Raw genomic sequence first — 20,587 nt, 5'->3', positions numbered from 1 at the left:
CTCACTATTATGGACGCTATTTTTTATGATTTCACTATTTACGCCCTATTTGCACTTTAAGCAAAAGAAAATATACTCAGATCACGATCTTACCCATGGGTAACATAAACAAGGGAAATCAACGTCCTTCAGGACCCGAATCGCGGTGATTCGCGGTGCCTCTGGAAAATAGGGCAGGACGCTATATTTAGGGGGGCGTTAGACTCTCTATCGGTCGATTTGGGGGGACAAATACGCCACTTAAGGGGACAACTAGAATGTCCCCCATCACCAATACTTCACCATTTTTCTTTTTTAAAATTGGGTTTGAGTTGCTGAAAAACCGGGTCAAATCAAACTTCTCTTGACAGAATCGTCGCTTTGGACGCTAATCAGGGCATCAAGACGAAAAGCGTTGGCAAACAGCGCAACAGGGGTGGAAACTCCGCCCGAGGCAGACAGAGCGGTAAGATTGGAATGCAGGTTGCAAAACCGGTTGGGCTAAACGCGCCCGCCATAAAATATGATATCCTGTCCGCGATGACGGTGCACGCTTTGTCAGGCGACAAGCATCGGCAGCGCAGTATTCTACGCATCATTGCGTTGATCACCACGCGGTATAACTGGCGCGCGAATGAGTTGTCGATCGGGCGGGAAGAGATTGCGCGGCTATGGTCGGTGAATGAGCGCACCGTCAAACGTGAGATGTCCAAGCTGCGGTCTATGGGTTGGATTGCGGTCAAACGCCCCGCCGCGCGGGGCAGGGTGGCGGTGTATGAGCTGGACCTCAAACAGGTGATGATCGACACGTCCGAGGTTTGGCCGACGATTGGCGCGGATTTTGTCGCGCGGATGTCAGACTCGCCCGAGCCCGGCACAAATGTGGTGCCGTTCAAAGTGAAACCTCCAGCGCCCGAGGAAAGCGATGGAGATATCTGGACGCAGGTTCAGGCCATTTTGCACGGGCGCGATCCCGAGCTTTGGGCCAGCTGGTTTCGCCATTTGATCGAGGCCGAGAGGGCAGGGGGGACCGTAACCCTTGTCGCCCCCTCGCGGTTCGAGGCGGACTATATCCATCGCAACTGGTCCGAGCGTCTGCTGGCCGCCTATAGCCGCATCGCGCCCGAGATCAGAAAAGTGCGGATCGAATCCAGCGGCTAGACAGGAGGGTTAACCAGAAGCACTGAAATCACGCAGAACCTGACCGGAATTGCTGGATGTGCGCAGGCCGTTCCGCATCGCCAATGCCCCGTTCACCAGCACATGTGCAATGCCCGAGGCATAGCGGCGGGGGTGTTTCGCGGTTGCGTTGCTGGCAATATTGACCTGATCGAACACGCAGATATCGGCCTGTTGCCCTGCGGCCAAAACCCCGCGGTTCTTCAGCCCCAACCGATTGGCGGGGATCGAGGTCAACTTGGCCACCCCCTGTTCCAGAGACAGCGTCGACTTGTCCCGCACGTAGTATTGCAGGAACCGCGCGGCCCAGCCGTAACCCGATAGCGAGCCAATGTGGTCCTTCAGAACGCCCTCATTGGCGATGGCCACAGTGTCCGAGATCACGGCGCATTCGGGTTGTTCCAGACAGAGTTCCACATCCGAGTTTCGGAAGGATTTGGACGACCACATGCAGGCCATCAGGTTCTCGCCTTCCTCCATCAGGATATCGAGCACTGCGTCATAGGGGTGGCAATTCCGCATTCGGCCGATCTCGGCGAAGTCGGCGCCGACGATGTCCTTGTTGACGGTGGCGTTCAGCAAGACGATGTCCGACCATTTCTCGGCCTTGACGATCAACCACATGGGTTGGGGGTTGGCCTTGATCCGCGCGCGGGATTCAGGGTCGGCCAGTCGCGCAAGCACATCGTCCACGGACCCTGCCTGCGCCCATTTCGGCAGGATCGCCGCCATGAGGGTATGGTTCCAGTCATGCGGGATGACGTCAAAGGCGATGTCCACGTCGTGACGGCGAGCCAGGTCGATCATTTCCAGTGTGTGGTCCATGGCATAGTCCGGCGCGCCGAATTTGGGCTGGATATGGCTGATCTGCAGCTTGGAGCCGGATTGGCGTGCGGTGGCGATGGCTTCGGCAAAGCCCAGATCGTAATGCGTATCCCGGTTGCGCACATGGGTGGCGTAGAGGCGTTTGTATTTGGCCGCGACCTCACACATCGGCACCAGATGCTCCGGCGAGGCGAGGCTGCCGGGGAAATATTCCAGACCCGAGGAGAACCCGCCCGCGCCTTCGTCCATGCATTGATCGACCAGCCGGGCCATTTCGGTGACGTCTTCGGCCTCGCCCGGATGAAGCTGATCGCCCAGAACCGCGCGATGCACGGTGCCGTGGCCGACAAAGGCCATGACATTCACGCCGAGTTCGGTGCGATCCAGCACATCCAAATAGTCGCCGAAACCCAGCCACGTGTCATGCTTGGCCTGATCGGTGTACCACGGGGCCACGCGGCTGATATCGCCTGGGCTGTTAACGGGCGCGCAGCTGATGCCGCATTGGCCGATCACCTCGGTCGTGACGCCCTGATGCACCTGACTTTCCGCGCGTCCATCAGCGATCAGCGTGAAATCGGAATGGGTGTGCATGTCGATGAAACCCGGCGCGACGACCAGGCCCGAGACGTCGATCTCTTGCGCGGACTTCTGCGCGGCCAACTCACCGGCGGGCAGAACGGCGCTGATGGTCTCGCCTGTGACTGCCACGTCGCCCAAATAGCCGTCCTGTCCCGTACCATCGACAATGGTGCCGCCTTTGAGAACAAGATCGAACATGGGTGCCTCCTATTTCGCTTCTCCGTACAGCCAGTCGGGCAGGAAGGTGGTGAGGTCGGGGAAGAATATCAGGATCACCATGCCGATGATATAGGCGAGGATGAACGGCAGGACGGCGACGGATATGCGTTCGATGGATATCCCGGAGATCCGCGCCGCAACCGTCAGGTTGGCGCCAAGGGGAGGTGTCAGGAACCCGATTTCGCAAGTGATGACGGTGAAGATACCGAACATCACCGGATCAACGCCCAGAGAGCTGACCAAAGGCAGGAACACAGCGGTGAAGAGGACGATCTGGGCCAGCGACTCCATGAAGGTGCCGATGAAGATGTAGAACACGCCGATCAGCAGCAGGACGAGGAATTTGTTCTCGGTGATCGAGGTGATGCCGTCTTGCACGGCCGTGGGCACGTCATAGAACGCGGTCAGTTGCCCGAAGGCCAGCGTGGGCGTCAGCAGGATCAGGATGCCGGTCAGCAGCGAGGTAAAGCGCAGCGCTTCGATCAGCTTTTTCAGGGTCAGTTCGCGATAGATGAAGAAGCCCACGAATAGCGAATAGAACACGGCCACGCCGGCGGCCTCAGTCGGAGTGAAGGCCCCGCCATAGATGCCGCCCAGGATCAGAACCGGCGCGCCGATGGACCATTTCCCGTCCCAAGCCGCGCGCAGAAATGGACCCCATGAGAACCTCTCGCCGTCGCCGCCATATCCGCGCCTACGGGCGACGATATAGGTGGTGATCATCAGCAGGATCGTGACCATGACACCGGGGATGAGCCCCGCCAGAAACAGGCGCGGAATCGAGGTTTCAGACACCAGCCCGTAAATGATCAGCAGGTTCGAAGGCGGGATAAGACTGCCCAAGGCGCCTGCGCTGGCGGTGATGGCGGCAGCGAAGGGCACGTCATAGCCTTCGCGTTTCATTGCAGGCACGGTTACAGACCCGATCGCCGCCGTGGTGGCAGGGCCCGAGCCCGAAAGTGCGGCAAACAACATGCAGGCAAACACTGTCACCAGCCCCATCGAGCCGCGATAGGCCCCCACCAGATTGGTCGCGATCGAAATCATGCGGGTGGCCATGCCGCCCACTTCCATCAACCGTCCAGCCAGCACAAACAGCGGAATGGTCAGCAGTGGGAAGGGGGTCAGGCTGCCATAGCCGGTCTGCGCCATTAGCGTATATGGGATGTCGATCAGATACAGCGCCAGCGCCGTGGTCAGACCGACCGACACAAAGAGCGGCACGCCCATGACGGTCAGCACCACAAAGGCGATGGCCAAGATCATCAGGGCGCTCATATCTGATGCTCCTGATCCTTCGAGGTTGCTTCCCATTCCTCATCCAGCATTCCGGGCAGGCCGTTGCGCCCGTCGCGCCACCAATTGACATAGGTCTGCGCCAGGCGGATCAGCATCAGCCCATAGCCGATCACCAGAATGGTTTGGGGGTAGAATTGGTTGATGCCCAAACTGGGGCTGGTTTCGGGAAAGCGCCAGAAGACGGCCAGATAATCCCAACTGATCCGCAGCATGAAGAGGCAGAAGAAGGCCCAGAAGATATCGGCGATGAAAATGACGATCTTGCCGAAGCCGGTGGGCAGCGCCTGCACCGCGACCATGATGCGGATGTGGAACCGCTCGCGCACACAAAGCGATGCGCCCATATAGACCGCCCAGACCATGCACATGGCGGCGGTTTCCTCGGTCCAGTGCAGCGCCACCTGAAAAACGTAGCGCGCCACCACCTGCGCAAAGACTGCCACGGCGATCACCGCCAGACAGGTGCAGCAGATCAGTTCCTCGAAATGCCGTTCGAGCCACTTGAGTGCAGCCATTTTGTCCCTCGTCCGCTTGCCGGGCCGAAAAAGGGCGCCTTGTGGCGCCCGGATTGTTTATTGGGCGGCGGCCTGAATGGCGTTCACCAAGGCGATGAAATCATCACCGCGTTTTTCCGCGAACTCCTGCTGCACGCCTTGGGCCGCGGCAATAAAGTCGGTGCGATCCGGGTCGGTGCGGGCCATGCCGCCTTCGTCAACCAGCCACTGGCGGACCTCTTCGGTCTCACTCGCGACCTGAGCGGCAAATTCGGCCCCGGCCTCGGCAGCGGCGTCCATGATCTGGGCACGCTGTTCATCGTTCAACTTCTTCATGAAATTGTCCGACGCGAACAGAGGTGCGAAGGCCACGAAATGCTCGAGGATGACCAGATGCGGCTCGAACTCGAAGAACTTCATGTCGCGAATGAAGGATGTTCCGTTGTCGCCACCATCCACGGTGCCAGTTTGCAGCGCGGTGGGGGTCTCGGACCACGCAAGCGGCACTGGGTTTGCGCCAAAGGCTTCGAAGGTGGCAATCATCACCTCGTTCTTGGGGACGCGGATTTTCAGACCTTCCATATCCGCCATGGTGTTCACGGGGCGAACAGAGTTGTAGAAATCCCGATAAAGCGCCGGACCAAAGGCCAGCAGGTGGACGCTGGTATCGGCTTGCAACTGATCTTTCATCTGCTGTCCGACTTCGCCGTTCAGCACCCGGTCCAGATGTTCGGCGTTCTGGAAGATATAGGGCAGCACCGTGACATCCATCAGCGGCCAATGGGGCGAGACGTTGTTGGCGGTGATAAAGAACCCATCAACCGTGCCAAGCTGCATGGCCTTGAACGCCTCATCCTCGCTGGAGATCTGGTTGCAGCAGCGCAGTTTGACTTCGATTGCACCGTCCGAGTGCTCGGCCACTTTTTCCTGAAAAATCTTGCCGAACCGGCCATAGAGCGATTCCTCTGGCGCGCCAAAGCCGACATTCATCGTGATGTCAGCGGCCAGTGCGGATGTGGCGGAGAGTGCGAGTGCCAGTACCGGCATCGTCACCGTTTTCAAGTTCCAAAGTTTCATGAAGTCCTCCTGGTTGGTGCGTTCTTGTTGTTTGATCTTGCCGTTTGCCGCCCCGATTTTGTTGATATTCCGTAAGCCTATTACGGGGCGGTAGAATTCTGCAAATCCCAGCGCGCCAAAGAGTGTCAGGCAGCTAAAGCCTGATCCCTCGGATCTGTTAGTGGGACAGGGAAACGCTACCCAATCCTCATTGATGCAGAAAACAGTTGTTTTCTGGGGGTATTATTGCATTTTTTGGGTTTATTGCGCCGCGTACGGCGCAGGCTGCGTCAGGAGGTGATCAAACCCGCCCTGATCCGAGATCTCGCGGCAGGTTTCCAGCACCTTGCGCACCAGGGCCGAGCGTTTGCCCGCGCCGGTATAGGCTACCCCGTAAAAAGGCGCATCCTGATCCCCTGAAATCGGCCGCGCGACATAGCCGTTCTGACCTTTGCGGTCCAGCGGCCCGCAGATGTTCAGAATGGCATAGCCCAGATCCGCCGCGACCATCCCGCGCAGAACCGAGGAGCTTTTGGTGGTGTGGGCAATACGCGGGCGCAGCCCTTCGGTGGTGAACAGGGCCTCGAAATAATCCGGGGCGCCAGGCAGATCCAGCAGGATCATCGGCAGGTCGGCCAGATCGGACAGCGCCACCTGGTCCTTTTGGGCCAAGGGCGAGACATCGGGGATCATCGCAATTGGTGCCGCCTTGAACATGGGCAAGAAAGGCTGCGCCTTGGGCGCGGCGCGACGGTAGGTCAGGGCCAGATCGACCACGCCGCTGTTGAGCATTTCGGCAATGCTGAGCATGTCGCCCTCCTTAATCTCGACCCTGATCTGGGGGAAATCCTGCGAAATGCGCTTGAGGATCGGCGGCAGAACATAAGGCGCGGTGGGGGCATAGCAGCCCAGACGCAGAGTGCCAGCTGGATCTCCGGTCAGGGTCAGCAGATCGGATTCGAAGATGCGCGCCTGTTCCAGAAAGGTGCGGATACGAGCACCGATCTCGATGCCTTTGTCGGTGGGGACAATGCCTTTGGCGGGCATCCGCCGCAACAGTTCGGCCTGGGTCGTGCTTTCGATCATGTCGATGGCGGCCGTGATCGAGGATTGCGAGATATTCATCTCGACCGAGGCCCGCGCGATCGAACCGGTGCGCAGGGCCGCATCGAAATACTGAAGCTGTTTGAGGGTAAAGCGCACGGGTAATTCCTGTATTTTTTGTGTGATACTCTGATACTAATTCTATTTTTCCAAGTGACCAAGCTTGGCTAGCTGTAGGAGACCCGAGAGGAGGGGGACATGGGCAAAACGCTTCTTTTCCATGCGAAATCCGTGGTCACGATGGACAGAAACCAGCCGCGCGCCAGCCATGTGGCGGTGCGCGACGGGCGGGTTCTGGCGGTAGGCGGACCGAATTGCGCGGACCCGTGGGGCGGGGCCGAGGCCCATGTCGATCTGTCTGACACGGTGTTGATGCCGGGTTTTGTCGAAGGCCATGCGCATATGATGGCCGGGGCCATGTGGGACTATGCCTATTGCGGCTATCACGACCGGATCGACCCGCAGGGTCAGATGCACAACGGTATGACGCAGATTGATCAGGTCATTGCGCGGCTGTCAGAGTTCGAGGCGACCCTGGCACCGGAGCAGCCGCTGATCGGCTGGGGGTTCGATCCGATTTTCCTGACCTCGGAGCGGCTCAGCCGCCATCATCTGGATCAGGTCAGCACCACGCGTCCCATCGTTATCATCTTTTCGAATTTTCACCTGCTCTGCGGCAACAGCGCAGCGCTTGCACTGGCGGGCTATGACGCTGCCACCAATGTCGAGGGCGTCACCAAGGGGTCGGACGGTCAGCCGACCGGAGAGTTGCAGGAAATGGCCGCGATGTTTCCAGTCATGCGCCGGACGGGGATCGACTTTCGCGACCTGACGCAGACCGATGCGGCGCTGCGGTCTTATGGTGAGGTCTGCAAGCGCGCGGGCGTCACCACCGTGACCGATCTGTTTGCCACGCTGGGCGATGAGGATGTCGCGCGTTTGGCCGCTGCGACTGCGCGGTCGGATTTCCCCGTGCGTCTTGTCCCTGCGCTGGGGGCGATGGGCGGCACCCCGGCCGAGATTGCGGCACAGGCGCAAGCGATGCGCGACCGGTCGACCGAGAAGCTGCGGCTGGGCGCGGTTAAACTGATGACGGATGGATCCATTCAGGGGTGGACAGCGCGTGTGCGGGCGCCGGGTTACGTGGGCGGGCAGCCGAACGGGCTGTGGAACACCGCGCCCGACCAGATTTTCCAGCTGTGCGAAGAGATGCAGCGCCAGGGGCTGCAAATGCATATTCATGTCAACGGGGATGAGGCGGCCGAGGTGACGCTGGACGCGTTGGAGGCGGCGGCGCGCAAACATCCGTGGCCGGGTGCGCGCCACGTGTTGCAGCATTGCCAGATGATGGATGCCGCCCTGTTTCGCCGCGCGGCTGAGCTGGGCGTTGCCTGCAACATCTTTGCCAATCACCTGTGGTATTTCGGCGATCAGCACACGGCTCTGACCATCGGCCCGGATCGGGCGCAGTCGATGGATGCGGTGCGTGATTGTCTGGATGCGGGGGTGATCACCGCCATTCACTCGGATGCGCCGGTGACGCCTATGGGGCCGCTGTTTACCGCGTGGTGCGCCGTGAACCGCCGCACCATGAGCGGCCAGACGTTGGGCCCGGCGCAGTGTATCTCGGTCGAGGAGGCGCTTTATGCCATCACTCAGGGCGCGGCGCAGACGTTGAAAATGGATGCCGAGATCGGCTCGATCCAAACCGGAAAGCGCGCTGATTTCGTACTGTTGGGCGCGGATCCGACCGCAGTGAATCCGGACGCGTTGAAGGATATTGCCGTCTTGGGCACGGTGCTGGGCGGTGAGGTGCATCGCCTATGACTCCGCTGCCCATGACGGTGATCGGAGGGTATCTGGGAGCGGGCAAGACAACGCTGATCAACCGGATTCTGTCAGGCGATCACGGGTTGCGCATTCTTGTGCTGGTCAATGATTTTGGTGCGATCAACATTGATGCCGACCTGCTGGTTTCGGCCAAAGAGGACACGATAGAGCTAGCCAATGGCTGTGTGTGCTGCACCATGGGTGCTGATCTGTTTCTGGCGGTTGGCGATGTGCTGGACCGTCGCCCAAGGCCCGATCATCTGATCATCGAGGCCAGCGGCATCGCCGACCCCGCGCGGATTGCAAACGTGGCGCAGGCGGAGCCTGATCTGGACTATGCAGGGATCGTGACGGTTGTGGACGGTCAGCAGGTGCAGGCGCTGTGCGCTGATCCTTTGATTGCACCTCAGGTTCTAGGGCAGATCGCCTGCGGCGATATTATTGCCGTCAGCAAATGTGACCTGTCCCCTGCGTTGCGACAAACCCTGTCGGGCCTGAATACCACAGCGGTGCTGACCCGGACGCAGGACCTGAACATCGCGCAAGTGCTGATCGCACCGCAGGGTCCGATTGATCTGCCGCAGACCCCGCATCCAGCCTATACCAAGTGGTCGTTCACCGGCCCGGATCCGGTTGATCGGACGGCGTTGCAAGCCGCCCTGCGTGCCCGCCCCGAGGGGCTATTCCGGGTCAAAGGGCAGGTGAGGGGCCCGGATGGGGCGGGTCTCTTGGTGCAGGTGGCCGGGCGCGACATTGACATTGGCGATATCGAACAACCGGCGCAAAGCCAGTTGGTCGGGATCGGTCTGGCGACCAAATTGTCAGCGAAGGCATGTGACCTTTGGTGGACGAAATCCGCGTTGCGAAAGCAATAGTCGCAAAGGATTGAATATCTCCTCCGAAATACCCGTTGCACGAAAATAATTTGATGAGACAATGCAGTCACCGGCGAGGTTAGGGTGGTTCAGCCGCAGGGGAGGCGACTGAACAGGGGCTTTGTGCCTGGCCGGCATCATTCACAGTCAAAAAGCGCGGCTGCGCGGGGGGAAATTTTGACTAAAGTTCTTTTGGTGGAAGACAACGAGATGAACCGCGATATGCTGTCGCGCCGTTTGCAGCGCAAGGGCTATGAGGTCGTGGTTGCAAAAGACGGGTTAGAGGGTGTGTCGATGGCGGGTTCGGAAAACCCTGACATCATCCTGATGGATATGAGCTTGCCCGAGATCGACGGCTGGGAAGCGACGCGCCGCATCAAGGCCACGCCCGAGACGGCGGCGATTCCGGTTGTTGCCTTGACGGCGCATGCTATGGCCAGCGACCGGGAAAAGGCGCTGGAGGCCGGGTGCGATGATTTCGACACCAAACCGGTCGAGCTAAGCCGACTGCTGGAAAAAATGGACAAGCTGGTGCCTGCCTCCTGACAAGTCCGGCTATTTCGCTGGGGGTTTGCGCCCGGTGACGAAGTGCGTTCTGACCTGACCCTTGCCCTTGATGCGGGTCTCGATGGGATCCGAGACCTGAAACCTGTGTGCGATCCGCCACGCGGTGTCTTCAGACACCTGCACCCGACCGGGTGCACCGGTTGATTCCAGACGGCTGGCGACATTCACCGTGTCGCCCCAGATGTCATAGAGAAACCGGTGCGAGCCGATAATGCCCGCAACCACCGGCCCGCTGTGGATGCCGATCCTGATATGCATTGGATGATCAACCTCGCGATTCAGCGCCTCGACCTGCGCCAGCATCCTGTGGGCCATCTCGACAATCACCTCGGCGTGGTCATCGCGGTGATCGGGGACACCGGCGGCGACCATATAGGCATCTCCGATAGTCTTGATCTTCTCGACGCCCAGTTCTGTCGCGGTCCGGTCAAAGCCCGAGAAGATGCGGTTCAGGTAAGACACCACATGGGCCGGGGGCAGTTTGGCCGACATCTCGGTAAAGCCCACGATGTCGGAAAACAGGACGGTGACATCGCTGTGTCGGTCGGCGATGGTCGCTTCGCCTTGGTTCAGGCGCGTCACGATTTTCTGGGGTAGGATGCTGTGCAGAAGGTCTTTGTATTTCTGCTTTTCCGCCTCCATCTGATCCAGATAGTGGCGTTCGCGTACGCGCCAGCGTTTCTTCTCCAGCGCGGCGTTGATACGCGCTTGCAGCAGAACAGGGTTGAAGGGTTTGGGCAGATAGTCCTCGGCCCCGGCTTCGATACAGCGGGCGACGCTTTCTATTTCGTCCAGCGCCGAGATCATGATGACCGGGATGTCGTGCAGAGCGTCATCCTCTTTCAATCGGGCCAGCACGTCAAACCCGTTGATGTCAGGCATCATCAGGTCCAACAGGACCAGATCGAAGGGTTGCATGGACGCCATTTGCAGCGCCGAAAAACCGCCATCGGCGGTCCAGACCTGATGACCATCGCGCTGAAGCCGTCGGGCCAGCAGCGCCCGGTTGGCCTCGACGTCATCAACCACAAGGATGTTGCCAGTTAAAAGCTCGGTCTCGGCAATCGGGTCGATCGAGCGCATGCTGTCGGCCAAGTTGGCGAACATCGCGGCAGTGTCCTGCGGCGCGTTGGGGATGTCCGCCGAATTGCCTGCCGGATCATCGGACAGGGCGGCAAGATGGTCGATCTGCTGCAAAAGCGCGTCGGTATGGTCCAAAAGGCCCACCAGGTCACCCTGAAGGTGGCTTGCATCCAGATCGTCCAGATCCTCGAGCAGCATTTCACTGTAGCCTTTGATCGCGTTCATGGGCGTGCGCAGGTCGTGGCGCAAACGCTGCACGCTTTCATCGCCACCTACGGTCAGTTTCAGCGCCGTTTCGGGATGCAAAAGCTGATCCACCTGTGTGTTCAGATCGGCGGTGGCCTTCGAGATCCGGTCGAGATCCGAGGCCACGTCCGACAGCGCCTGCCGGTCGACCTCGGATTGAAGCAGCTCGTTGAATCCCACGATGGCGCTGACCGGTGAGATCAGGCTCTGGCGCAGATTGGCCAACCACGCCGCCTTGGCGCGCTGGGTTTCATTGTCGGGCTCGGGGCGCATGATCTAGCGGTTCCCGGTTCGCGCGTTGGGCAGGATGGCGTTCAACTGGGACAAGATGGTTTCAACCTCGTCCCCGTCCTTGCTGATCAGCGTCTGGACCGAACCATTCAGCCGGGCGCGGTCCTCGTTCGACAGGGTTTTTGCAGTCACCACGATGACTGGAATTTCACCCCAATCGGGGTTCTTGCGCATTCCGGCCAGAAATTCGAACCCGTCCATCTCGGGCATCATCAGGTCCAGCAGGATCACATCCGGGGTGGATTTCGACATCTGGTTCAGCGCGTCCAGCCCGTTTATGGCCTGATCAATCTGCCAGCCCTCTTTGGCCAGAACACGACAGATCATCTCGCGCGTGGCGGCTTCGTCCTCGACCACCAGTACGCGGGTGGAGGGTTGGGCGGAGCAATGCTGTTTCAGGGCGTTAAGCAATTCGACCGTGTCGATCGGCTTGCCCAGATACTCGCTTGCGCCCAGCGACAACCCGCGGGACCGGTCATCAGCGAAGGTCAGCATGATCACCGGAATTTCGGCCAGTTCGGGATCGTCCTTGAGTTTGGACAGCACTGCCCAACCGTCGATTTCGGGCATGAACACGTCCAGCGTGATCGCGTCAGGCCGGGTCTTGCGCGCCAATTCCAGCGCATCCTCACCTCTGGTCGAGGCCAGCACCCGGTATCCTTCGCGGCGCAGACGCCGCCCAAGCAGATCATGCACGGTCGGATCATCGTCGACCAGCAATATCAGCGGCGCGGTCGGATCACTGTTCGGATCGCCCTCGGTATAGCCCGGCCCGTGCAGCAGATTGGCCGCGGGATCGCGGCAGACACCTGGCAGGCGGATGGTGAAGGTCGAGCCTTCGCCTAGTGTGCTGGTGCAGTCGATATCGCCGCCCAATTGTTCGCAGAACACCTTGGTGATCGACAGCCCCAGCCCGGTGCCGCCGTAATTCCGGGTGGTCGAGGAATCAGCTTGGGTGAAAGCCTCGAAAACCTTCTCGACTTGCTCGGGTGTCATGCCGATGCCCTGATCGGTGACGGCAAATTCGATCAGATCGGGATCATCCGTGCGCTGCACAGTCAGAGCGATCTTTGCGTCTTCGGTAAATTTGCAGGCATTGGACAGAAGGTTCAGCAGGGCCTGCCGGACCTTGGTCAGATCGCAGACCATCTCGCCGATATCCTCGGGACACGAGATTTCCAGCGCATTGGCGTTTTTCTCGGCCAAAGGTTGCACCGTCGTGCTCACATCCATGACCATCTGGCAAATGTCAAAGGATTCTAGATTGAACTCCATCTTGCCCGCTTCGATCTTGGACAGGTCCAGAACGTCGTTGATCAGGGCCAACAGGTGCTTCCCGGCGGATTGGATCTTGGTCAGATCGCTGAGGTTGGCCTCATCATTCTGGTCAATGGCGTCTTCCAGCATCAACTCGCTGTAGCCGATGATCGCGTTCAGGGGCGTGCGCAGCTCGTGGCTCATATTGGCTAGGAAGGTGCTTTTGGTCTTGTTTGCCGTCTCAGCGATGTCGCGGGCTACGCGCAATTCGCTTTCCACCTGTTTCTGAGTGGTGATGTCGCGCCCGTAGATATTGGCATAGCCACCATCGGGCACGGGCCACAGAAGCAGGGCGTAAATCAAGCCGCCGGCCTCGTACTCGAAATCCTGGCGTTGATCTTCTTGCAAGCCCTTGGCAACGCGCCTGCGCCATCCGGTGCCGACCCGGTCGCCCACCTTGAGCTGAAGCGCCGAGATCAGCGCCGCACTGGCGCGGTTGGCGTAGATCAGTTTGCCGTCGGCGCTGATGCGCATAACGGGGTTGGGGTTTTCCTCGGGGATGCGGGACAGTTCACGCATCCTGTTCTCGGCCTGTTTCAACTGGGTGACATCGCGGCCGTAGAGGTTGACATGTTTGGCATCGGGCAGGGGCCAGAGCAGCAGGGCATAGACCATCCCGCCCGCCTGACATTCGAAATCCTGTCGTTCGTTCTGGCGCAGGCCTGTCTCGACCCGCTTTAGCCAGTCGGGGCCGACCCGCTGGCCGACTTTAAGGTCCAGCGCGTCCAGCAGCGGGTCGCTGGAGCGGTTGGCATAGATCAGCACCCCGTCATTGCTGATGCACATGACCGGGTTGGGGTTTTCCTCGGGGATCTGCGCCAGTTCGGCGTTGCGGGCCTCGACCTTCTTCAGGTCCGAGACATCGCTGTAGATAGCGACAATCCCGTTGTCGCTTGTCTTGCGCTCGCTGATCTTGATCCACCCGCCCGAGGCGCGGCTTTGCATCTGGGTGCCTTCAGGGTTGAAGTGGCGCTTGAGCCGCTTGGTCAGCCATTCCTCTTCACGACCGGCTGCGTCCTGTATCACGCCCAGCGAAAGGGCTTTGCGGACGACCTGCTCAAACTTCATTCCCGGTTTTATTACATCTTCATGGCCCGGATACAGCATCTGGCGGTATGTCTGATTGGCCAGCACCAACCTGTCATCCGCATCGTAAAGGGCAAACCCCTCAGGGATGGTGTTGATCGCATCCACCAGTCGCGCCAGCGTCTGTTCTGCCGCGCCATTTTCGGAGCTAAGGCTAAGACCTGCGCATTGGGTGGTGAGCTGTTGGGTCAGCGCGATCTCATCTTCGCTGAACCCGGCGGCTTGCAGACGTGTGGTCAGTTCGTCGGCGTCCTGCATCCGGGCCGTCAAATCTGCCAAAACCTGCAAGATCTCGGATCGGGTCATTTATGTGCTCTCCCACGTGGCGAGACCAGAAAGCCGGGAAGCCGTCATATTGGTCGCCTGTCTATTCAGCAGTTCAAAGGAAATGCATGCACAAAACAAGGCGTTTTCCGAGAATGAGAGAAACTGATTGGGCCGGGGAAGGCGCGAAAAGCACAGACATAAACATGTTCAAATACAATCTAAGATTAATCATATCTACATGTCACACAACGCCAAATTGTTGACGCAATTCCTTGGCACTCAACTTTCAAAGTGATTTTTTGCAGGAGATTTTCGATGCCGAAGCCAAACAAGGGCGGGGGTGACAGCAACGTCATCTCAGGGAACAAGCGGGACAACACTCTGACCGGAACCAGCGCGGATGAGGTGCTGGACGGCAAAGGTGGTAACGACCGTCTGACAGGCGGCGGCGGCGATGATACGATCCTAGGTGGCAGCGGGACCGACACAGCCGTCTATGCCCATGCGCGCGATGCTTATGAGGTCATACTGCTGGATGACGGGCGCATTCAGATTTCGGGACCCGAGGGGACAGACACCCTTTCTGATGTCGAGCTGTTCGAGTTTGCGGATATGACCCAAACAGCCTCTGATGTGATATTGCCACGTTTTGCCAATCTGAGCGCGCAGGCGGTGCAAGTCGAGGACACCGTGCTGTCGCCGGGTGAGGTGACGGATGTGAGCGTATCGATCGCTTCTGACGGCGTGCTTGATGCAGCCGCGTCCAGTGTTGACCTTGTGATTGCCGCCGCTCCGGACGAAGGGGCGATCATCGACACAATTGACGCGGCGCAATTGGGTGCTTTGGCGACCGGCAGCAGCGACTCGGTTTCCTTCACGCTTGATCCCGGCGCCTTGCAGCCCGGCACCTATTGGGTTGCGGTGCGCGTGGACAGTGGCGATGCCCTGACCGAAGAGGATGAGACCGACAACCTGACCGAATGGATTCAGATCACTGTCGAGGCTCCCAGCACCGATTTGCAACTGCTTTCGGCCTCGGTTGGCGACGGATCGGACCTTGATTTGGACGGCGGCGCGCGGATCGAGATCGACTATGTCATTCAGGACGCCTCGAACATGGATGTGTCGGGGTATACGGTCGCCACCTATATCTCGACCGATGCAACGATTTCCGAAGATGATCAGCGTATTTCAGTGATCACTGGCGGCACCGATCCCGAGATGACGACAAATGTGACTGGAACGCATTGGCTGCCCGAAGGCTTCGCGCCGGGCACCTATCACCTGATAAGCGTCGTCGAATGGGATGACGGATCGACCGATACGCAGCCTGACAACAACACCATTGTGCATACCGTCACCCTGACCCCTCCGCCCGCGCCCGTGGTGGACCTGTCGGTGGGAATGCTCAGCATCGCCGCGTCCTCGGATCTGGATCTGGGACCCGAGGGATATTTGTCTGGCCCGACAGGCGGGCAGCTTGATTTCAGCTTTGACGTCTCGAACTTGGGCTCTGACCCGGCAATCAATACGGGCTTCACGGCCTATCTGTCGACGGACGGTACTGTGTCAGGCGACGATATTGTGATCTGGAGCGGTTCGGCCACTCTGACGGCTGGAGGTTCGACAACTCTCACGGGATCGGCCAGTTTGGATGCGGGTCTTTCCGCCGGGGACTATCAGGTCATTCTGGTGGCGGATGCCCAGAATGAGGTGGACCCGTCTAACAATAGTGGCACCGCAGACGTCGCCCTGATCGGAGGGTCCGCCGTGGGCACCGAAGGAAATGACGTTTGGGTCGGCACTGCGGGCGGGGATAGTATTGATCTGCTGGGCGGCGACGATATCGCGTTTGCCGGGAGCGGGCTGGACACGGTAGATGGTGGCGACGGGGTCGATACGCTGGACTTCTCGGGCAGGGCACAAGGCGTGCAATTGGCTTATGATTTCGTTTTCGATCCCGAGGACCCTCAGTATCTGGTCGAACAGGGCGCGACCGAGGCGCAATACATCAATTTTGAAACCCTCATATTGACCGCGCAGGACGACCATATTGATCTGTCCGCTGGCGCGGCGGCTACGGTCAAAGCTGGCGCAGGCAACGATCTGATCTTTGGAAGTGCCGGGGATGATATCCTTGAGGGCGGCGCCGGGGACGATTTGATTGCTGGCTATATGGGCAATGACACGATCAGTACCGGTGAAGGTAACGATATGGTTGGCGTTGCGCGCAATGCCTCCGCGGACGGGGTCAGCGGATTTGGTCATGATGTGGTGGATGATTTCGACTTCAACTTTGACGCCGTAGTGATCAATGTGGGGTACCAGGACACCTACGACCCCATGGTCGATTTAATCCAGACCAGCGAGGGTGCGCTTTTGCAATATGCCGATGATTCCAGCCTGTTGCTGGAGGGGGTCGATGTTGCCGATCTGGATGCGAACCACTTTATCGTCGTCGAAGACGAGCCCGCTATGATCGGAATCTAGGGTGACGATCCGGGTGCTTGGGTGTCCAGAACCGCTGCGGTGAACCGGCGCAGGCCGGGGATGTCTTGTGACGCGGACAAGGTCGCAATTCGGGTCGGCCAGCTTAGGGGCGATGTCAGGCGCAACGTCGCAACGCCCGCGGTATCCGAGCTGCGCAGGATATTCGCATCGACAATGGCGCACCCGGCCCCTTGCGCCACCATATGGACCAGAGCGGTCTGTGTCTCGGCCTCGGCCCGGACCTGAAACGAGGTGCCGGCACGGTCGAACATCATCTCGACCGCGCGCCGAAAAGGGCTGTGCGGGGTTAGCATGATCAGCGGTCTTGTCGCCATATCAGCCGCCGAAACCTCGGTTCTGTCGGCCAGCGTATCGGTGCGCGGCACGATTGCGACCGGGTCCAGATCGGTCAGGCGGGTGCAGGCGAGGTTGGGGTCTCCGGGGTCCGAGGAGACGACCGCACAATCCACCCGTCCTTCTCGTAGGGCCGCGAGACCAGCCCTTTCATTCAGAACGACCACATCCACGCGCAAGGCCGGAAACTCGGCCATCAACCGTCCGGCTGCAATGGCCACCCGCGTATCGGCCACGGCCGGAACTGTTGCCACGCGCAAATGCCCTCCGGTCCCAAGGGCGATCTGGGTGGCGGTGTCGCGGATGCGATCCAGCCCTTGATAGTGTTTCTGAACCGCCTGCTGCAAACTATGCGCCGCGGCGGTGGGTTCGAATTTTCGTCCGGCGCGGTCAAACAGGGCCACGCCCATCTCAACCTCGAGCTCGGCCACAACGCGGCTGATTGCAGGTTGCGAGATGTGCAGGGCGTCGGCGGCTTTTCGGGTGGACCTGTGGCGGTAGGCCATCTGAAACAGCTCAATCTGGCGGGCGGTAATGCGCATGCAAGTTGATAACATTTGAGCATCAATAAATACAATAAGATGATTTTTCATCATAGTAGATGAGCGCTAGGGTCATCGCTGCGAACCGCAGAAAGGACCTTGCCCCGTGTCGGCTGATTTGCTGATCTTGCTGATTGCCATCGTTTTAGGGGCCGGGCTTCAGGTTGGGGTCGGGATCGGTTTCAGCATCGTGGTGGCCCCGGTGATGATGGTGTTGCTGGGCACGGCGACGGCGGTGCCGGTGCTGTTGATGCTGAACACGCTTGTGTCGCTTGTGGCCACCGACCCGCAGGTCTGGCGGCGCGACCGGGGGCTTGTGCGGGACGCGGTTCTGGCCTGCCTGGCTGGGATCGCGCTGGGGCTGCTGATCTATCCGCTTTTGTCCGAACGCGCGGTTCTGTTTTTGACCGCCGCGCTGCTGCTGATTGGGGTTGCAACTTCGTTGATCCCATTCGGGCAGAACATCGGACCATCAGGATTCCGCACCATTTCGGGTCTGTCCGGCCTGGCAACTGTCTGGGCGGCCACGCCGGGGCCGTTGATGGTGCTTGGTCTGCTGGCGGTGGGCCGGTCGCCGCAAGCTGCCCGCAAACTGGTGCAACCCGTTGCTCTGGTTGCCTATGGCAGCGCCTTTGCGCTGCATTTGGCGCTGGATTGGACGGCCTTTGCTGGTGCGCCGTGGTTGGTGCCTTTTGCCGCCGCGACGGTATTGGGCAGCGTTTTGGGTCGTTTGATTGGCCCGAAGTTACCGCAACGCGTAGTTGGGCAGGCGATCCGGGTGATCTCGGTTCTGGCCTGCGTGGCCCTCATTCGACGGGCCTGGATGATGGGATGACACAGGATGACCATGCACATGCAGATTGACCGAAAACTGACCGAATTTCCCCGCATCCGGTTGATGACCGAGGTCACTCCGGTCGAGCGGCTGAACCGGATGTCGGACCGGTTGGGCATCGACCTGTGGTTAAAGCGCGACGACCTGACCGGGTTGAGTTTTGGCGGCAACAAGACCCGGCAGCTTGAATTCTACTTTGGCGAAGCCCTGCATCAGAAGGCTGACACGGTTTTGATCACGGGCGCGGTGCAGTCCAATTTTGTGCGCACTGCCGCCGCCGCTGCGGCGCGGTTGGGTATGACGTCGGTGCTGCAACTGGAAGAACGCGTACCGGGGATGGGGCCGGCCTATTACCGCTCGGGCAATGTTCTGCTGGCGCAGATTCTGGGGGCCGAGCATATGCACTTTCCGGTGGGCGAGGACGAGGTCGGAGCGGACAATGCGTTGCACGATCGCGCCGCGCGCCTGAGGGCCGAAGGGCGAACACCTTATGTCATTCATCTTGGCGTCGATCACCCACCGCTGGGGGCCTTAGGCTATGTGCAGGGCGGCGCGGAGCTGGCCGATCAGATGGCGGAATTTGATGTGGCGGTGGTGCCTTCCGGCAGTGGCGCGACCCATGGAGGGTTCCTGACCGGGCTGCGCCTGTCAGGTCATGGCGCGCAAGTCTACGGCATCTGCGTCCGCCGCGACCAAACCCAGCAGAAGGCCCGGATGGAGAAAGTTCTTGGCAAGCTGGCAGCGTTGATGGGTTTTGACCCGGCTTTGGTGAAGGAAGACATCCACGTCTGGGACGGTGCGCTTGCCCCCGGCTATGGTCAAATTGGGGACCGGACCCGCACGGCACTGGAGCTTATGGCCCGGACCGAAGGCATATTTCTGGACCCGGTCTACACCGCCAAGACCTTTGCAGGGCTTTTGGGGCTTCTGGACAGCGGCGCGATCCGCAAGGGCCAGAAGGTCGTGATGCTGCACACGGGCGGTTTGCCCGCGCTGTTCGGCTATCAGGACCAGCTTGAACCAACCTGACCAAACGACACTCAAGACAATCTCAAAGGGAGGAAATTATGAATAAGAAACTGATTTTGGCGTCGACCCTGACGCTTGCGCTTAGCACCGTGGCCGCTGAGGCCGAAGAGTTCGTGACCATTGGAACTGGCGGCGTGACCGGTGTGTACTATCCGACCGGTGGCTCAATCTGCCGTCTGATGAACAAGAATCGCAAGGAAACCGGGGTGCGTTGCACGGTCGAATCCACCGGTGGCTCGGTCTATAACATCAATACGATCCGCGAGGGCGAACTGGAATTTGGCGTGGCCCAGTCCGACTGGCAGTTCCACGCGCTGAACGGCACCTCAAAATTTGAAGAGGCCGGGCCATTCGAAGAGTTGCGCGCGGTATTCTCGGTCCATGCCGAGCCGTTCAACGTGATGGTTCGCGCCGATTCCGGGATTGAGCATTTCGATGATCTGGCAGGCAAGCGGGTTAATATCGGCAATCCGGGATCGGGCCAGCGCGGCACGATGGAGGTGCTGATGGACGCCAAAGGGTGGACAAAGGATACGTTTGCACTGGCGGCCGAGCTGAAATCGGCGGAACAGTCCAGGGCCCTGTGCGACAACCAGATTGACGCGTTCATCATCACTGCGGGCCACCCGTCCGGCAACCTGACCGAAGCCGCGACGACCTGCGATGCCAAACTGGTTCCGGTGACCGGTGACGCCGTGACCGGGTTGATCGACAACAACGCCTATTACCGGGCCGCGACCATTCCCGGAGGCATGTATCGCGGCACCGACGGGGATGTGGACACGTTCGGGGTCGGCGCGACGCTTGTGACCTCGGCCAAGGTCTCGGACGAGGCGGTCTATGCGCTGGTGTCGTCGATCTTTGAGAATTTCGACGACTTCCGTACGTTCCACCCGGCATTCGCAAATCTGACCAAAGAAGAAATGGTTTCAGCGGGCCTGTCCGCGCCCATTCATCCCGGAGCGCTCAAATATTACCGCGAGCAGGGTCTGTTGGAATAACGAAAGCGCAATCGCGTGCTTATCTCAGGTGAGGCCC

General features: G+C 59.7%; 16 protein-coding genes. 8 read left to right on the top strand and 8 right to left on the bottom strand.

Features of this window, described 5'->3' with window-relative positions:
• Positions 1–456: 456 nt before the first annotated feature.
• Positions 457–1,140: a DnaA N-terminal domain-containing protein gene (locus GOV80_RS14155; RefSeq protein ID WP_170773213.1), complete on the top strand. Its 684-nt coding sequence runs from the start codon at positions 457–459 to the stop codon at positions 1,138–1,140.
• A 9-nt stretch (positions 1,141–1,149) separates the two neighbouring features.
• On the opposite strand, the gene GOV80_RS14150 is transcribed toward GOV80_RS14155, so the two are convergent.
• The 5 genes from GOV80_RS14150 to GOV80_RS14130 all read right to left on the bottom strand — a co-directional run bounded on the left by GOV80_RS14150 (position 1,150) and on the right by GOV80_RS14130 (position 6,836).
• Positions 1,150–2,763 carry an N-acyl-D-amino-acid deacylase family protein gene (locus GOV80_RS14150; protein ID WP_170785679.1) on the bottom strand — a complete coding sequence of 538 codons (1,614 nt, stop codon included), beginning with the start codon at positions 2,761–2,763 and terminating at the stop codon, positions 1,150–1,152.
• A gap of 9 nt (positions 2,764–2,772) precedes the next feature.
• Positions 2,773–4,062, bottom strand: a complete 1,290-nt coding sequence (locus GOV80_RS14145; protein ID WP_170785678.1) for a TRAP transporter large permease — start codon at positions 4,060–4,062, stop codon at positions 2,773–2,775.
• Complete coding sequence (locus tag GOV80_RS14140) at positions 4,059–4,598, bottom strand: TRAP transporter small permease (protein WP_170785676.1); 540 nt, start codon at positions 4,596–4,598, stop codon at positions 4,059–4,061. The genes GOV80_RS14145 and GOV80_RS14140 overlap by 4 nt, the downstream gene beginning before the upstream one ends.
• A 57-nt stretch (positions 4,599–4,655) precedes the next feature.
• Positions 4,656–5,654, bottom strand: coding sequence for a TRAP transporter substrate-binding protein (locus tag GOV80_RS14135; RefSeq protein WP_170785674.1), 999 nt, complete (start codon positions 5,652–5,654; stop codon positions 4,656–4,658).
• Positions 5,655–5,894: 240 nt separating this feature from the next.
• Complete coding sequence (locus GOV80_RS14130; RefSeq protein WP_170785672.1) at positions 5,895–6,836, bottom strand: LysR substrate-binding domain-containing protein; 942 nt, start codon at positions 6,834–6,836, stop codon at positions 5,895–5,897.
• Positions 6,837–6,935: 99 nt separating this feature from the next.
• Between GOV80_RS14130 and GOV80_RS14125 the strand changes: the two genes are divergently transcribed.
• The 3 genes from GOV80_RS14125 to GOV80_RS14115 all read left to right on the top strand — a co-directional run bounded on the left by GOV80_RS14125 (position 6,936) and on the right by GOV80_RS14115 (position 9,988).
• Positions 6,936–8,564 (top strand): amidohydrolase, encoded by a 1,629-nt coding sequence (locus GOV80_RS14125; RefSeq protein WP_170785669.1) that lies wholly within the window; start codon positions 6,936–6,938, stop codon positions 8,562–8,564.
• Positions 8,561–9,442, top strand: a complete 882-nt coding sequence (locus GOV80_RS14120; protein WP_170785667.1) for a CobW family GTP-binding protein — start codon at positions 8,561–8,563, stop codon at positions 9,440–9,442. The genes GOV80_RS14125 and GOV80_RS14120 overlap by 4 nt, the downstream gene beginning before the upstream one ends.
• A gap of 177 nt (positions 9,443–9,619) precedes the next feature.
• Positions 9,620–9,988, top strand: coding sequence for a response regulator (locus tag GOV80_RS14115; protein WP_170773197.1), 369 nt, complete (start codon positions 9,620–9,622; stop codon positions 9,986–9,988).
• Positions 9,989–9,997: 9 nt separating this feature from the next.
• Here GOV80_RS14115 and GOV80_RS14110 read toward each other — a convergent pair whose 3' ends face one another.
• Together GOV80_RS14110 and GOV80_RS14105 are read right to left on the bottom strand one after the other, a co-directional pair.
• Positions 9,998–11,611 carry an adenylate/guanylate cyclase domain-containing protein gene (locus tag GOV80_RS14110; protein WP_214646825.1) on the bottom strand — a complete coding sequence of 538 codons (1,614 nt, stop codon included), beginning with the start codon at positions 11,609–11,611 and terminating at the stop codon, positions 9,998–10,000.
• Positions 11,612–11,614: 3 nt separating this feature from the next.
• Positions 11,615–14,338, bottom strand: coding sequence for a response regulator (locus tag GOV80_RS14105; protein ID WP_170785665.1), 2,724 nt, complete (start codon positions 14,336–14,338; stop codon positions 11,615–11,617).
• A 276-nt stretch (positions 14,339–14,614) separates the two neighbouring features.
• Here GOV80_RS14105 and GOV80_RS14100 point away from each other — a divergent pair, with 276 nt between their 5' ends.
• The gene (locus tag GOV80_RS14100) at positions 14,615–16,789 is read left to right on the top strand and encodes a CARDB domain-containing protein (RefSeq protein WP_170785663.1); all 2,175 of its coding nucleotides are present in this window, start codon (positions 14,615–14,617) and stop codon (positions 16,787–16,789) included.
• Here GOV80_RS14100 and GOV80_RS14095 read toward each other — a convergent pair.
• Positions 16,786–17,685 carry a LysR family transcriptional regulator gene (locus GOV80_RS14095; protein ID WP_170773192.1) on the bottom strand — a complete coding sequence of 300 codons (900 nt, stop codon included), beginning with the start codon at positions 17,683–17,685 and terminating at the stop codon, positions 16,786–16,788. The two genes, GOV80_RS14100 and GOV80_RS14095, sit on opposite strands and share 4 nt — an antisense overlap.
• Positions 17,686–17,791: 106 nt before the next feature.
• On the opposite strand from GOV80_RS14095, the gene GOV80_RS14090 reads away from it, so the two are divergent.
• Genes GOV80_RS14090 through GOV80_RS14080 form a run of 3 tightly spaced genes read left to right on the top strand, consistent with a single transcriptional unit; the run spans position 17,792 to position 20,550 of the window.
• Positions 17,792–18,520: a TSUP family transporter gene (locus GOV80_RS14090; RefSeq protein WP_170785661.1), complete on the top strand. Its 729-nt coding sequence runs from the start codon at positions 17,792–17,794 to the stop codon at positions 18,518–18,520.
• Between the two features lie 6 nt (positions 18,521–18,526).
• The gene (locus tag GOV80_RS14085) at positions 18,527–19,549 is read left to right on the top strand and encodes a D-cysteine desulfhydrase family protein (protein WP_237215844.1); all 1,023 of its coding nucleotides are present in this window, start codon (positions 18,527–18,529) and stop codon (positions 19,547–19,549) included.
• 38 nt (positions 19,550–19,587) lie between these two features.
• Positions 19,588–20,550: a TAXI family TRAP transporter solute-binding subunit gene (locus tag GOV80_RS14080; protein WP_170785659.1), complete on the top strand. Its 963-nt coding sequence runs from the start codon at positions 19,588–19,590 to the stop codon at positions 20,548–20,550.
• The last annotated feature ends 37 nt before the right edge of the window (positions 20,551–20,587 follow it).

It is taken from the genome of Ruegeria lacuscaerulensis (assembly GCF_013034685.1).
In the GTDB taxonomy this organism is placed as follows: Bacteria; Pseudomonadota; Alphaproteobacteria; order Rhodobacterales; family Rhodobacteraceae; genus Ruegeria; species Ruegeria lacuscaerulensis_B.
The sequence above is the reverse complement of the archived record's forward strand: the minus strand, read 5'-3'. Positions and strand labels throughout refer to the sequence as shown.